The following is a 14,020-nucleotide window of genomic DNA, read 5'->3' as shown; positions in this document are numbered from 1 at the left end:
GAAATGAGCATTCCATCGTGATGATGGTGAATGTTGATTTCTAGTCTTTGATTAGATCGTTCTTTAAAAATTTGGGTATGTGATAGAAAGATAGACTGAACGTTACTTTCACTGGTAACGGATCAGGCTAAGGTAAAATTTGTGAGTTCTCTTAATTGAGAGTATCGAATTTTCGGCGAATGTCGTCTTCACAGTATAACCAGATTGCTTGGGGTTATATGGTCAAGTGAAGAAGCGCATACGGTGGATGCCTTGGCAGTCAGAGGCGATGAAAGACGTGGTAGCCTGCGAAAAGCTTCGGGGAGTCGGCAAACAGACTTTGATCCGGAGATGTCTGAATGGGGGAACCCAGCCATCATAAGATGGTTACCTTACACTGAATACATAGGTGTAAGGGGCGAACCAGGGGAACTGAAACATCTAAGTACCCTGAGGAAAAGAAATCAACCGAGATTCCCTTAGTAGTGGCGAGCGAACGGGGACTAGCCCTTAACTGGCTTTGAGATTAGCGGAACGCTCTGGAAAGTGCGGCCATAGTGGGTGATAGCCCTGTACGCGAAAATCTCTTAGTCATGAAATCGAGTAGGACGGAGCACGAGAAACTTTGTCTGAATATGGGGGGACCATCCTCCAAGGCTAAATACTACTGACTGACCGATAGTGAACTAGTACCGTGAGGGAAAGGCGAAAAGAACCCCGGAGAGGGGAGTGAAATAGATCCTGAAACCGTATGCGTACAAGCAGTGGGAGCAGACTTTGTTCTGTGACTGCGTACCTTTTGTATAATGGGTCAGCGACTTATTTTCAGTGGCGAGCTTAACCGAATAGGGGAGGCGTAGCGAAAGCGAGTCTTAATAGGGCGTCTAGTCGCTGGGAATAGACCCGAAACCGGGCGATCTATCCATGGGCAGGTTGAAGGTTGGGTAACACTAACTGGAGGACCGAACCGACTACCGTTGAAAAGTTAGCGGATGACCTGTGGATCGGAGTGAAAGGCTAATCAAGCTCGGAGATAGCTGGTTCTCCTCGAAAGCTATTTAGGTAGCGCCTCATGTATCACTGTAGGGGGTAGAGCACTGTTTCGGCTAGGGGGTCATCCCGACTTACCAAACCGATGCAAACTCCGAATACCTACAAGTGCCGAGCATGGGAGACACACGGCGGGTGCTAACGTCCGTCGTGAAAAGGGAAACAACCCAGACCGTCAGCTAAGGTCCCAAAGTTATGGTTAAGTGGGAAACGATGTGGGAAGGCTTAGACAGCTAGGAGGTTGGCTTAGAAGCAGCCACCCTTTAAAGAAAGCGTAATAGCTCACTAGTCGAGTCGGCCTGCGCGGAAGATGTAACGGGGCTCAAACCATACACCGAAGCTACGGGTATCACTTAGGTGATGCGGTAGAGGAGCGTTCTGTAAGCCTGTGAAGGTGAGTTGAGAAGCTTGCTGGAGGTATCAGAAGTGCGAATGCTGACATGAGTAACGATAATGGGTGTGAAAAACACCCACGCCGAAAGACCAAGGTTTCCTGCGCAACGTTAATCGACGCAGGGTTAGTCGGTCCCTAAGGCGAGGCTGAAAAGCGTAGTCGATGGAAAACAGGTTAATATTCCTGTACTTCTGGTTATTGCGATGGAGGGACGGAGAAGGCTAGGCCAGCTTGGCGTTGGTTGTCCAAGTTTAAGGTGGTAGGCTGAGATCTTAGGTAAATCCGGGATCTTAAGGCCGAGAGCTGATGACGAGTTATCTTTTAGATGACGAAGTGGTTGATGCCATGCTTCCAAGAAAAGCTTCTAAGCTTCAGGTAACCAGGAACCGTACCCCAAACCGACACAGGTGGTTGGGTAGAGAATACCAAGGCGCTTGAGAGAACTCGGGTGAAGGAACTAGGCAAAATGGCACCGTAACTTCGGGAGAAGGTGCGCCGGTGAGGGTGAAGGACTTGCTCCGTAAGCCCATGCCGGTCGAAGATACCAGGCCGCTGCGACTGTTTATTAAAAACACAGCACTCTGCAAACACGAAAGTGGACGTATAGGGTGTGACGCCTGCCCGGTGCCGGAAGGTTAATTGATGGGGTTAGCTAACGCGAAGCTCTTGATCGAAGCCCCGGTAAACGGCGGCCGTAACTATAACGGTCCTAAGGTAGCGAAATTCCTTGTCGGGTAAGTTCCGACCTGCACGAATGGCGTAACGATGGCGGCGCTGTCTCCACCCGAGACTCAGTGAAATTGAAATCGCTGTGAAGATGCAGTGTATCCGCGGCTAGACGGAAAGACCCCGTGAACCTTTACTATAGCTTTGCACTGGACTTTGAATTTGCTTGTGTAGGATAGGTGGGAGGCTTTGAAGCGTGGACGCCAGTTCGCGTGGAGCCAACCTTGAAATACCACCCTGGCAACTTTGAGGTTCTAACTCAGGTCCGTTATCCGGATCGAGGACAGTGTATGGTGGGTAGTTTGACTGGGGCGGTCTCCTCCTAAAGAGTAACGGAGGAGTACGAAGGTGCGCTCAGACCGGTCGGAAATCGGTCGTAGAGTATAAAGGCAAAAGCGCGCTTGACTGCGAGACAGACACGTCGAGCAGGTACGAAAGTAGGTCTTAGTGATCCGGTGGTTCTGTATGGAAGGGCCATCGCTCAACGGATAAAAGGTACTCCGGGGATAACAGGCTGATACCGCCCAAGAGTTCATATCGACGGCGGTGTTTGGCACCTCGATGTCGGCTCATCACATCCTGGGGCTGAAGCCGGTCCCAAGGGTATGGCTGTTCGCCATTTAAAGTGGTACGCGAGCTGGGTTTAGAACGTCGTGAGACAGTTCGGTCCCTATCTGCCGTGGACGTTTGAGATTTGAGAGGGGCTGCTCCTAGTACGAGAGGACCGGAGTGGACGAACCTCTGGTGTTCCGGTTGTCACGCCAGTGGCATTGCCGGGTAGCTATGTTCGGAATAGATAACCGCTGAAAGCATCTAAGCGGGAAACTAGCCTCAAGATGAGATCTCACTGGGACCTTGAGTCCCCTGAAGGGCCGTCGAAGACTACGACGTTGATAGGTTGGGTGTGTAAGCGCTGTGAGGCGTTGAGCTAACCAATACTAATTGCCCGTGAGGCTTGACCATATAACACCCAAGCAATTTGCGTCGAAAGGCCAGATTGCGGTGTGTGAAGACGAAATGAACCGAAAGTTCGAATCTCACAAAACACCGATTGCTATCACGTACCCAATTTGCTGAAGCGAGGCCATCAGGTCACGAGTCAGTACCCGAATTTCTTGACGACCATAGAGCATTGGAACCACCTGATCCCATCCCGAACTCAGTAGTGAAACGATGCATCGCCGATGGTAGTGTGGGGTTTCCCCATGTGAGAGTAGGTCATTGTCAAGATTAAATTCCGAAACCCCTGTTTGCTTACGCAGACAGGGGTTTTGTTTTGGGCGTTCGGAAAGTACGAAGAGGCTCATCGCGGCGGCCTTCAGTGCTAAGGCCCGGCCTTTCTATGCAATGACCCTTCGCATGGCTATCATGCGTGCCTCATTGTGAGGCGATGCTTGCATGCTGACGTTGTTAAAACTTCTGAAAGATGGTCGATTCCACTCTGGGGAAGCGCTAGGCGCCGCCCTGGGCGTCAGTCGCAGTGCTGTATGGAAGCAGCTTCAGCACCTTGAGGCTGAGTTAAACCTGCCCATCCACAAAGTGCGTGGCAGGGGGTACCAGTTGGCATCGCCGCTGGTGTTCTTAAATGCTGAAGACATTGCGCTGAAGGCGCCTTCTCTGGCATGGCCTGTTCACATATCTGATTCCATTGACTCCACCAATGCTGAAGCTTTGCGCCTTGTCGATGCGGGGGGGGCGGCACCATTCCTCGTGCTCGCCGAGCAACAGAGCGCCGGGAGAGGTCGACGGGGGCGCAAGTGGGTCAGTCCGTTCGCTCAGAATGTGTATTACAGTCTCGTGCTGCGCATCGAGGGTGGTCTGCGGCAGCTAGAGGGGCTGAGTCTGGTTGTGGGGCTTGCGGTCATGCAGGCCTTACGCGAGTCGGGTGTGCAGGGGGCTGCCTTGAAATGGCCAAATGACGTCCTGGTGGGACAGAAAAAAATTGCCGGTATCCTGCTGGAGTTGGTCGGCGATCCTGCTGATATCTGTCACGTTGTGCTCGGGATCGGCATCAACGTAAATATGCAGAAAGTCGCGGCAATCGATCAGCAGTGGACGTCAGTGCAGCTTGAAACGGGCTCTCCCGTAGATCGTAATCTAGTGGTGGCGCGCCTGGGGCTGCAGTTGCAACGTTACTTGGAGCGACACGCTGCCTCCGGCTTTGCGGCGCTTCAGGAGGAGTGGGAGCAGAATCACTTATGGCAGGGCAGGGCGGTGTCCCTCATTGCTGGAGTCAATCAGGTTGACGGGGTGGTTCTGGGTGTCGACCGCCAGGGTGCGTTGCGTTTGAGCGTCGATGGTGTTGAAAAAATATATAGCGGTGGTGAGCTAAGCCTGAGGTTGCGTGATGATTCTTGAGCTCGACTGTGGGAATAGCTTTATCAAGTGGCGCGTACTTGAGTCGGATCAGGCGAAAGCTTGCGCCGAAGGTGTTGTGGGTTCGGATCTCGCATTGATTGAAAGCCTGGCAGCGCTACCAGGCCTGTCGTTGGCACGTTGCCGGTTGGTGAGTGTTCGGGCTTCAGAGGAGACTAATAAGCTGGTCGAGGCTTTGCGTGGAGCTTTCGGTGTTACCGTCTCCTGTGCTGTCTCCGCGCGTGAGATGGCTGGAGTGCGCAATGGCTACGAAGACTTCGAGCGTCTTGGTCTTGATCGCTGGTTGGCGATGCTGGGTGGCTTCAAGCTGGCTTCGGGCGCGTGCCTGGTACTCGATTTTGGTACCGCGGCCACCGCCGATTTCATCGCGGCGGACGGCCAGCACTTGGGAGGCTTCATTTGCCCCGGCATGCCGTTGATGCGCAACCAGTTGCGAACGCATACTCGCAAGATACGCTATGACGACGCGGCGGCTGAGCGTGCCCTGGAGCGGCTCTCCCCCGGTCGCACGACCGCGGAGGCTGTCGAGCGTGGTTGTACACTGATGCTTAGGGGGTTCGTGTTGACCCAACTCGAGTTGGCCCGAAGCTTCTGGGGCGATGATTTCACCGTATTCCTCACGGGAGGGGATGCTGATCTGGTCTCGGATGGCGTGCCGCAGGCGCGGTTGGTCCCGGACCTGGTTTTCGTTGGTCTGGCCATGGCGTGTCCATTGTCCTGAGGTGTTTATGCGTTGGCTGTTTTTACTTTTACTCGTTCTCAATGCCTTCTATTACGTTTGGCATCAGCAAGAGGCGCCGTTGCGCGCCAAGGATGTCACGCCTCTGAGTCTGTATCGTGGCCCTCAGCAGGATATTCGGCTGCTAAGCGAGTCCTCGGATTCGGTCTCCCGGCGTGATCGAGCAAAAGCGTCCGAGGCTCAGAATACGTGCTTATACATCGGCGGATTTGCCGACCAGCGCCAGGCACAGTCGCTTGAGCAGCGCCTCACAAGCCTGGATATAAAGGTCAAGGTTCAACTGTTGAGCACACCTGAGGCGTCCGGTTACTGGCTTCGTGTGGCTCCTGAGAGTCGGCGCCTGGCTGAGGATCTGCCGTTTGAAAACCTTGCTAAGGAATTCAATGAGTTAAAACATAAAATAATGCTGTGCGAAGGCATTGCAACTCTCGAATAGTTTGCATAGAATGGCGCCCGCTTCGCAGTGAAGATCTTTAAGGTCTACAGTGTGAAACGAAGGTCAACGCAGCTAACCTCATATTTTTAATGAGAAAATGCTTGACAGAAGGTCGGCGTGATGTAGAATGCCGGCTCGCTTAGGAGGGGTTCCCGAGCGGCCAAAGGGATCAGACTGTAAATCTGACGTCTACGACTTCGAAGGTTCGAATCCTTCCCCCTCCACCATTTTTAGCGTGAGCTGCAAGCTCCGCGGGTATAGTTTAGTGGTAGAACCTCAGCCTTCCAAGCTGATGATGCGGGTTCGATTCCCGCTACCCGCTCCAAGTTTGCAGGTTGTGCAGTGTATTTTGCTCTTGTAGCTCAGTTGGTAGAGCACACCCTTGGTAAGGGTGAGGTCAGCGGTTCAAATCCGCTCAAGAGCTCCATATAACAAGGCAGATATGAAAATATCTGCCTTTGTTTTAACGGCTATCTCGGCTTGATTCTGTTGTGGCGGGCGTTTTCGCCGGTTGGTTTCAAGTCTCTAGGGGTTGGCTGTTGTAAAGTCTTTTTCAGGTCTGCATAATGGTCGGCCTGATTTTGTTTTAGGTCAGTAGCTCAATTGGCAGAGCGACGGTCTCCAAAACCGTAGGTTGGGGGTTCGATTCCCTCCTGACCTGCCAGATTCACGTGGTGTATCTGGCTTTCTTTTCACAGGATCTTCATAGATGACTCCTAAGGCTGAAGCTCAAAGCTCTCGTTTCGATCTGGTCAAGTGGCTCGCTGTAGTCGCATTGGTGGTCGTAGGCGTTGTTGGCAATCAGTACTATTCTGCTTCGCCGATCCTGTACCGCGTACTCGCTTTGCTCGCCCTCGCTGCTGTAGCTGCCTTTGTAGGTCTGCAGACTGCCAAAGGCAAGTCTTTCGCGGTTCTGGTAAAGGAAGCTCGCACCGAAATTCGTAAAGTCGTTTGGCCGACTCGCCAAGAAACCACGCAGACCACGTTGATTGTTGTGGCTGTTGTTCTGGTTATGGCGTTGCTGTTGTGGGGGCTTGATTCCCTGCTCGGCTGGCTTGTTTCCTTGATTGTTGGCTAAGGGTGTCCCGTGGCTAAGCGTTGGTACGTTGTGCATGCTTACTCGGGTTACGAGAAGCATGTTATGCGCTCTTTGCTGGAGCGCGTAAAGCTGGCAGGCATGGAAGATGGCTTCGGCGAAATTCTGGTTCCCACTGAAGAAGTGGTTGAAATGCGGAATGGGCAGAAGCGCAAGAGTGAACGCAAGTTCTTCCCAGGCTACGTGCTGGTTCAGATGGATATGAATGAAGGTACTTGGCACTTGGTCAAGGATACCCCTCGTGTCATGGGCTTCATTGGCGGTACTGCCGATAAGCCTGCTCCGATCACCGACAAAGAAGCAGAAGCGATTCTGCGTCGTGTTGCTGACGGTAGCGACAAGCCTAAGCCGAAGACGTTGTTCGAGCCAGGTGAGGTTGTTCGTGTTACCGATGGTCCGTTTGCTGATTTCAACGGCACCGTCGAAGAAGTTAACTACGAAAAGAGTCGGATCCAAGTGGCAGTGCTCATTTTCGGACGCTCTACTCCGGTAGAGTTGGAGTTCAGTCAGGTCGAAAAGGTCTAGCTGAGCAAGCATCCCAACCCCGCAGCTTAGGCTGTGGGGTTTTGTCGTCACTGGGATAAACGCGCAAGTAACCGGGGAGCCTTTCGAGGCGTTCGAACCCGTAATTGGAGTGCCTCATGGCCAAGAAGATTACCGCTTACATCAAGCTGCAAGTGAAGGCCGCTCAGGCCAACCCTAGCCCACCCGTCGGTCCAGCTCTGGGTCAGCACGGCGTGAACATCATGGAATTCTGCAAGGCCTTCAACGCCCGTACTCAGGGTCTTGAGCCAGGTTTGCCGACTCCAGTGATCATCACTGTATACAGCGACCGTAGCTTCACCTTCGAAACCAAGTCGACCCCGGCTTCGGTTCTGTTGAAGAAAGCTGCTGGTCTGACTAGCGGTTCCGCTCGTCCTAACACCGTTAAGGTTGGCACCGTGACTCGTGCTCAGCTGGAAGAAATCGCGAAAACCAAAAACGCGGATCTGACTGCAGCTGATATGGATGCAGCCGTGCGTACCATCGCCGGTTCTGCTCGTAGCATGGGCCTTAACGTGGAGGGTGTGTAATGGCTAAGCTGACCAAGCGCCAAAAGGCTATCGCCGGCAAAATCGAAGCAGGCAAGGCCTACAGCTTTGTAGACGCTGCTGCCCTGCTGACCGAGCTGTCGACTGTCAAGTTCAGCGAGTCGGTTGACGTTGCTGTGAACCTGGGTGTTGACCCGCGTAAATCCGACCAGGTCGTTCGTAGCGCTACTGTGCTGCCACATGGTACTGGCAAGACTGTACGTGTTGCTGTCTTCACCCAAGGTCCAGCAGCTGAAGCTGCTCTGGCCGCCGGCGCTGATCGCGTTGGCATGGACGACCTAGCTGCCGAAATGAAAGGCGGCGACCTGAACTATGACGTGGTTATTGCTTCCCCGGATGCAATGCGCGTTGTAGGTCAGTTGGGTCAGATCCTTGGTCCACGTGGCCTGATGCCTAACCCAAAAGTCGGCACCGTAACTCCAGACGTCGCTACCGCGGTTAAAAACGCCAAGGCTGGTCAGGTTCGTTATCGCACCGATAAAAACGGCATCATTCACACTTCCGTTGGCAAAGTCGGCTTCGATGCCGTCAAGCTGAAGGAAAACGTTGAAGCCCTGATCGCTGATCTGAAGCGTATCAAACCAGCTTCCTCGAAAGGCATCTACGTCAAGCGCGTTACCCTGAGCACCACTATGGGCCCAGGTCTGGTCATCGACCAAGGCTCGCTGGACGTATAAGACACAAGTTGGCGCGAGCGATCGCGCCAATTGAAAAAATTGGGGTCCCTGCCTGGCGGGGGCTATCCAAGACCGTAGGCGACGCAAGTCTTAAACCTCAAGCCTACGCAGATGGTGCTCCCGGTTCCTTACCGAATCAGACACCAAAACGACATCCGGCTTCGGCCAGATGAAACGGTAACAAGCAGGAGTTAAACCCGTGGCAATTAATCTCGAAGACAAGAAGGCCATCGTCGCTGAAGTCAACGAGGCTGCCAAAGCTGCTCTGTCCGCTGTCGTGGCTGATGCCCGTGGTGTGACAGTAGGCGCTATGACCGGACTCCGTAAAGAGGCTCGTGAAGCTGGCGTATACGTACGTGTTGTACGTAACACCCTGCTCAAGCGCGCTGTTGCTGACACTGAATACAGTGTTCTCAACGACGTGTTCACCGGCCCGACTCTGATCGCGTTCTCCAAAGAGCATCCAGGCGCTGCTGCCCGTTTGTTCAAAGAATTCGCCAAGAGTCAGGATAAGTTCGAGATCAAGGCAGCTGCGTTCGAGGGCAAGTTCCTCGCAGCTAACCAAATCGACGTACTGGCAACACTGCCGACCCGTAACGAAGCTATTTCGCAGTTGATGAGCGTGATTCAAGGCGCCACCAGCAAGCTGGCTCGTACTCTGGCTGCAGTTCGCGAGCAAAAAGAAGCTGCCGCAGCCTAAGGCTGAGCATCTTCTCTCGCGTATTTTTGTTTATTTCGATGGCCGCGTAGGCCGTCCCCCAATTCAGGAAATACAGTAATGTCTATCTCCCAAGAAGATATCCTCAACGCCGTAGCTGAAATGTCGGTTCTGCAGGTTGTTGAGCTGATCAAAGCTTTCGAAGAAAAATTCGGCGTTTCTGCTGCCGCTGCTTCTGCTGGCCCAGCTGTTGCTGCTGTTGCTGCTGAAGAGCAAACCGAATTCAACGTCATGCTGCTGGAAGCTGGCGAGAAGAAAGTAAACGTGATCAAGGCAGTTCGTGAACTGACCGGTCTGGGCCTGAAAGAAGCCAAGGCTGTAGTTGACGGCGCTCCAGCCCAGGTTCTGGAAGCTGTGTCGAAAGACGCTGCTGACAAAGCCAAAGCTGTTCTGGAAGAAGCAGGCGCTAAAGTCGAGCTGAAGTAAGCATCGACCTTGCGTCTCCAGCCCAAGCGTTAAGCTGAAGGCTGATGGCTGGTGGCTCTTGCCACCGGCCTTTTTCCGTTCTTGGCTGCCGACTCGGTCGCCGCCATTAACGTGCTGTAGCCACCCGGTGCGGTGGTGCAAACCAAGGGGTTTGCAAGATTTTCTGGCTGCTCCCGTCGGGAGGGCCAAACAAGCAGGTGACCAAGCTGGGGAACGCTGATGGCTTACTCATATACTGAGAAAAAACGTATCCGCAAGGACTTTAGCAAGTTGCCGGACGTCATGGATGTCCCGTACCTTCTGGCTATCCAGCTGGATTCGTATCGTGAATTCTTGCAGGCGGGAGCGACCAAAGATCAGTTCCGCGACGTGGGCCTGCATGCGGCCTTCAAATCCGTTTTCCCGATCATCAGCTACTCTGGCAATGCTGCGCTGGAGTACGTCGGTTATCGCCTGGGCGAACCGGCATTTGATGTCAAAGAATGCGTGTTGCGCGGTGTTACGTACGCCGTACCTTTGCGGGTAAAAGTCCGTCTGATCATTTTCGACAAAGAATCGTCGAACAAAGCGATCAAGGACATCAAAGAGCAAGAAGTCTACATGGGCGAAATCCCATTGATGACTGAAAACGGTACCTTCGTTATCAACGGTACCGAGCGTGTTATCGTTTCCCAGCTGCACCGTTCCCCGGGCGTGTTCTTCGACCACGACCGCGGCAAGACGCACAGCTCCGGCAAGCTCCTGTACTCCGCGCGGATCATTCCGTACCGTGGTTCGTGGTTGGACTTCGAGTTCGACCCGAAAGACTGCGTGTTCGTGCGTATCGACCGTCGTCGCAAGCTGCCGGCCTCGGTACTGTTGCGCGCGCTCGGCTATACCACTGAGCAAGTGCTTGATGCTTTCTACACCACCAACGTGTTCAGCCTGAAGGATGAAACCCTCAGCCTGGAGCTTATTGCTTCGCGTCTGCGTGGTGAAATTGCTGTCCTGGATATCCAGGACGAAAATGGCAAGGTCATCGTTGAAGCCGGCCGCCGTATCACTGCGCGCCACATCAACCAGATCGAAAAAGCCGGTATCAAGTCGCTGGAAGTGCCTCTGGACTACGTCCTGGGCCGCACTACCGCCAAGGTCATCGTTCACCCGGCCACAGGCGAAATCCTGGCTGAGTGCAACACCGAGCTGAACACCGAGATCCTGGCAAAAATCGCCAAGGCTCAGGTTGTTCGCATCGAGACCTTGTACACCAACGATATCGACTGCGGTCCGTTCGTCTCCGACACCCTGAAGATCGACTCCACCAGCAACCAATTGGAAGCGCTGGTCGAGATCTATCGCATGATGCGTCCTGGCGAGCCACCGACCAAAGACGCTGCCGAAACCCTGTTCAACAACCTGTTCTTCAGCCCTGAGCGCTATGACCTGTCTGCGGTCGGCCGGATGAAGTTCAACCGTCGTATCGGTCGTACCGAGATCGAAGGCTCGGGCGTGCTGTGCAAGGAAGATATCGTTGCGGTCCTGAAGACTCTGGTCGACATCCGTAACGGCAAAGGCATCGTCGATGACATCGACCACCTGGGTAACCGTCGTGTTCGCTGCGTAGGCGAAATGGCCGAGAACCAGTTCCGCGTTGGCCTGGTACGTGTTGAGCGTGCGGTCAAAGAGCGTCTGTCGATGGCTGAAAGCGAAGGCCTGATGCCGCAAGACCTGATCAACGCCAAGCCAGTGGCTGCGGCGGTGAAAGAGTTCTTCGGTTCCAGCCAGCTTTCGCAGTTCATGGACCAGAACAACCCGCTCTCCGAGATCACCCACAAGCGCCGTGTATCTGCACTGGGCCCGGGCGGTCTGACTCGTGAGCGTGCTGGCTTCGAAGTCCGTGACGTACACCCGACGCACTACGGTCGTGTTTGCCCGATCGAAACGCCGGAAGGTCCGAACATCGGTCTGATCAACTCCCTGGCCGCCTATGCGCGCACCAACCAGTACGGCTTCCTTGAGAGCCCGTACCGTGTGGTGAAAGACGCTCTGGTCACCGACGAGATCGTATTCCTGTCCGCCATCGAAGAAGCCGATCACGTGATCGCTCAGGCTTCGGCCACGATGAACGAGAAGAAAGTCTTGGTCGACGAGCTGGTAGCTGTTCGTCACTTGAACGAGTTCACCGTCAAGGCGCCGGAAGACGTCACCTTGATGGACGTATCGCCGAAGCAGGTAGTTTCGGTCGCGGCGTCGCTGATCCCGTTCCTGGAACACGATGACGCCAACCGTGCGTTGATGGGTTCCAACATGCAGCGTCAAGCTGTACCGACCCTGCGTGCTGACAAGCCGCTGGTAGGTACCGGCATGGAGCGTAACGTAGCCCGTGACTCCGGCGTTTGCGTCGTGGCTCGTCGTGGCGGCGTGATCGACTCCGTTGATGCCAGCCGTATCGTGGTACGTGTTGCTGATGACGAAGTTGAAACTGGCGAAGCCGGTGTCGACATCTACAACCTGACCAAATACACCCGCTCGAACCAGAACACCTGCATCAACCAGCGTCCGCTGGTGCGTAAGGGTGATCGCGTTCAGCGCAGCGACATCATGGCTGACGGCCCGTCCACCGACATGGGTGAACTGGCGCTGGGCCAGAACATGCGTATCGCGTTCATGGCGTGGAACGGCTTCAACTTCGAAGACTCCATCTGCCTGTCCGAGCGTGTGGTTCAAGAAGACCGCTTCACCACGATCCACATCCAGGAACTGACCTGTGTGGCGCGTGATACCAAGCTTGGGCCAGAGGAAATCACTGCAGATATCCCGAACGTGGGTGAAGCTGCACTGAACAAGCTGGACGAAGCCGGTATCGTTTACGTAGGTGCTGAAGTTGGTGCAGGCGACATCCTGGTCGGTAAGGTCACTCCGAAAGGCGAGACCCAACTGACTCCGGAAGAGAAGCTGTTGCGTGCCATCTTCGGTGAAAAAGCCAGCGACGTTAAAGACACCTCCCTGCGCGTACCGACCGGTACCAAAGGCACTGTCATCGACGTACAGGTCTTCACCCGCGACGGCGTTGAGCGTGATGCTCGTGCACTGTCCATCGAGAAGACCCAGCTCGACGAGATCCGCAAGGACCTGAACGAAGAGTTCCGTATCGTTGAAGGCGCGACCTTCGAACGTCTGCGTTCCGCTCTGGTAGGCCACAAGGCCGAAGGCGGTGCGGGCCTGAAGAAAGGTCAGGACATCACCGACGAAGTACTCGACGGTCTTGAGCACGGCCAGTGGTTCAAACTGCGCATGGCTGAAGACGCTCTGAACGAGCAGCTCGAGAAGGCCCAGGCCTACATCGTCGATCGCCGCCGTCTGCTGGACGACAAGTTCGAAGACAAGAAGCGCAAACTGCAGCAGGGCGATGACCTGGCTCCAGGCGTGCTGAAAATCGTCAAGGTTTACCTGGCAATCCGTCGCCGCATCCAACCGGGCGACAAGATGGCTGGTCGTCACGGTAACAAGGGTGTGGTCTCCGTGATCATGCCGGTCGAAGACATGCCGCACGATGCCAATGGCACCCCGGTCGACGTCGTCCTCAACCCGTTGGGCGTACCTTCGCGTATGAACGTTGGTCAGATCCTCGAAACCCACCTGGGCCTCGCGGCCAAAGGTCTGGGTGAGAAGATCAACCGTATGATCGAAGAGCAGCGCAAGGTTGCTGACCTGCGCAAGTTCCTGCACGAGATCTACAACGAGATCGGCGGCCGCAAAGAAGAGCTGGATACCTTCTCCGACCAGGAAATCCTGGATCTGGCGAAGAACCTGCGCGGCGGCGTTCCAATGGCTACCCCGGTGTTCGACGGTGCCAAGGAAAGCGAAATCAAGGCCATGCTGAAACTGGCAGACCTGCCCGAAAGCGGCCAGATGCAGCTGTTCGACGGCCGCACCGGCAACAAGTTCGAGCGCCCGGTTACTGTTGGCTACATGTACATGCTGAAGCTGAACCACTTGGTAGACGACAAGATGCACGCTCGTTCTACCGGTTCGTACAGCCTGGTTACCCAGCAGCCGCTGGGTGGTAAGGCTCAGTTCGGTGGTCAGCGTTTCGGGGAGATGGAGGTCTGGGCACTGGAAGCATACGGTGCTGCTTACACTCTGCAAGAAATGCTCACAGTGAAGTCGGACGATGTGAACGGTCGGACCAAGATGTACAAAAACATCGTGGACGGCGATCACCGTATGGAGCCGGGCATGCCCGAGTCCTTCAACGTGTTGATCAAAGAAATTCGTTCCCTCGGCATCGATATCGATCTGGAAACCGAATAACACGTGACGCGAATCGAGA

Annotated in this window: 10 protein-coding genes, 4 tRNA genes and 2 rRNA genes; all 16 read left to right on the top strand. The window is 54.6% G+C overall.

From position 1 onward, the window contains the following. Positions 1–220: 220 nt before the first annotated feature. The 16 genes from ACLH0J_RS06245 to rpoB all read left to right on the top strand — a co-directional run bounded on the left by ACLH0J_RS06245 (position 221) and on the right by rpoB (position 14,001). Positions 221–3,112 (top strand): 23S ribosomal RNA (locus tag ACLH0J_RS06245). Positions 3,113–3,263: 151 nt separating this feature from the next. Next, a 5S ribosomal RNA gene (rrf, locus tag ACLH0J_RS06240) occupies positions 3,264–3,379 on the top strand. Positions 3,380–3,547: 168 nt separating this feature from the next. After that, positions 3,548–4,507, top strand: coding sequence for a bifunctional biotin--[acetyl-CoA-carboxylase] ligase/biotin operon repressor BirA (gene birA / locus ACLH0J_RS06235; RefSeq protein ID WP_411391257.1), 960 nt, complete (start codon positions 3,548–3,550; stop codon positions 4,505–4,507). After that, a complete protein-coding gene (locus tag ACLH0J_RS06230) occupies positions 4,497–5,246 on the top strand; it encodes a pantothenate kinase (protein WP_411391256.1) in 750 nt (249 codons plus the stop codon). Before birA ends, ACLH0J_RS06230 begins: the two co-directional genes overlap by 11 nt. A 7-nt stretch (positions 5,247–5,253) precedes the next feature. Continuing rightward, on the top strand, positions 5,254–5,700 hold the full coding sequence (locus ACLH0J_RS06225) for a hypothetical protein (RefSeq protein ID WP_411391255.1): 447 nt from the start codon (positions 5,254–5,256) through the stop codon (positions 5,698–5,700). A gap of 142 nt (positions 5,701–5,842) precedes the next feature. After that, positions 5,843–5,927 (top strand) — tRNA-Tyr (locus tag ACLH0J_RS06220). 24 nt (positions 5,928–5,951) lie between these two features. Continuing rightward, positions 5,952–6,025 (top strand) — tRNA-Gly (locus ACLH0J_RS06215). A 26-nt stretch (positions 6,026–6,051) separates the two neighbouring features. Next, positions 6,052–6,127: transfer RNA gene (locus tag ACLH0J_RS06210), tRNA-Thr, on the top strand. Between the two features lie 161 nt (positions 6,128–6,288). Then, a tRNA-Trp gene (locus ACLH0J_RS06205) sits at positions 6,289–6,364 on the top strand. A gap of 45 nt (positions 6,365–6,409) precedes the next feature. Beyond that, entirely contained in the window at positions 6,410–6,778 is a 369-nt protein-coding gene (gene secE, locus ACLH0J_RS06200; protein ID WP_003194658.1) for a preprotein translocase subunit SecE, read from the top strand. A gap of 9 nt (positions 6,779–6,787) precedes the next feature. Further along, positions 6,788–7,321 carry a transcription termination/antitermination protein NusG gene (nusG, locus tag ACLH0J_RS06195; protein WP_003176436.1) on the top strand — a complete coding sequence of 178 codons (534 nt, stop codon included), beginning with the start codon at positions 6,788–6,790 and terminating at the stop codon, positions 7,319–7,321. A gap of 116 nt (positions 7,322–7,437) precedes the next feature. After that, on the top strand, positions 7,438–7,869 hold the full coding sequence (rplK, locus tag ACLH0J_RS06190) for a 50S ribosomal protein L11 (RefSeq protein ID WP_003176435.1): 432 nt from the start codon (positions 7,438–7,440) through the stop codon (positions 7,867–7,869). Continuing rightward, positions 7,869–8,564 carry a 50S ribosomal protein L1 gene (gene rplA / locus ACLH0J_RS06185; RefSeq protein WP_032884532.1) on the top strand — a complete coding sequence of 232 codons (696 nt, stop codon included), beginning with the start codon at positions 7,869–7,871 and terminating at the stop codon, positions 8,562–8,564. Before rplK ends, rplA begins: the two co-directional genes overlap by 1 nt. 199 nt (positions 8,565–8,763) lie before the next feature. Next, positions 8,764–9,264: a 50S ribosomal protein L10 gene (gene rplJ / locus ACLH0J_RS06180; protein ID WP_010174464.1), complete on the top strand. Its 501-nt coding sequence runs from the start codon at positions 8,764–8,766 to the stop codon at positions 9,262–9,264. Positions 9,265–9,342: 78 nt separating this feature from the next. Further along, positions 9,343–9,708 (top strand): 50S ribosomal protein L7/L12, encoded by a 366-nt coding sequence (gene rplL / locus ACLH0J_RS06175; RefSeq protein ID WP_010566858.1) that lies wholly within the window; start codon positions 9,343–9,345, stop codon positions 9,706–9,708. 219 nt (positions 9,709–9,927) lie between these two features. Then, positions 9,928–14,001, top strand: a complete 4,074-nt coding sequence (gene rpoB, locus ACLH0J_RS06170) for a DNA-directed RNA polymerase subunit beta (protein WP_017848798.1) — start codon at positions 9,928–9,930, stop codon at positions 13,999–14,001. Positions 14,002–14,020 lie beyond the last annotated feature (19 nt).

Source organism: Pseudomonas sp. MPB23, from assembly GCF_046605395.1.
In the GTDB taxonomy this organism is placed as follows: domain Bacteria; phylum Pseudomonadota; class Gammaproteobacteria; order Pseudomonadales; family Pseudomonadaceae; genus Aquipseudomonas.
This window is presented reverse-complemented; position numbering and strand designations above follow the sequence as displayed.

Bases quoted from the DNA above. Each gene is read 5' to 3' on its own strand.
- rplL (WP_010566858.1), top strand. From the start codon at position 9,343: ATGTCTATCTCCCAAGAAGATATCCTCAACGCCGTAGCTGAAATGTCG.
- rplK (WP_003176435.1), top strand. From the start codon at position 7,438: ATGGCCAAGAAGATTACCGCTTACATCAAGCTGCAAGTGAAGGCCGCT.
- secE (WP_003194658.1), top strand. From the start codon at position 6,410: ATGACTCCTAAGGCTGAAGCTCAAAGCTCTCGTTTCGATCTGGTCAAG.
- birA (WP_411391257.1), top strand. From the start codon at position 3,548: ATGCTGACGTTGTTAAAACTTCTGAAAGATGGTCGATTCCACTCTGGG.
- rplA (WP_032884532.1), top strand. From the start codon at position 7,869: ATGGCTAAGCTGACCAAGCGCCAAAAGGCTATCGCCGGCAAAATCGAA.
- ACLH0J_RS06225 (WP_411391255.1), top strand. From the start codon at position 5,254: ATGCGTTGGCTGTTTTTACTTTTACTCGTTCTCAATGCCTTCTATTAC.
- ACLH0J_RS06230 (WP_411391256.1), top strand. From the start codon at position 4,497: ATGATTCTTGAGCTCGACTGTGGGAATAGCTTTATCAAGTGGCGCGTA.
- rpoB (WP_017848798.1), top strand. From the start codon at position 9,928: ATGGCTTACTCATATACTGAGAAAAAACGTATCCGCAAGGACTTTAGC.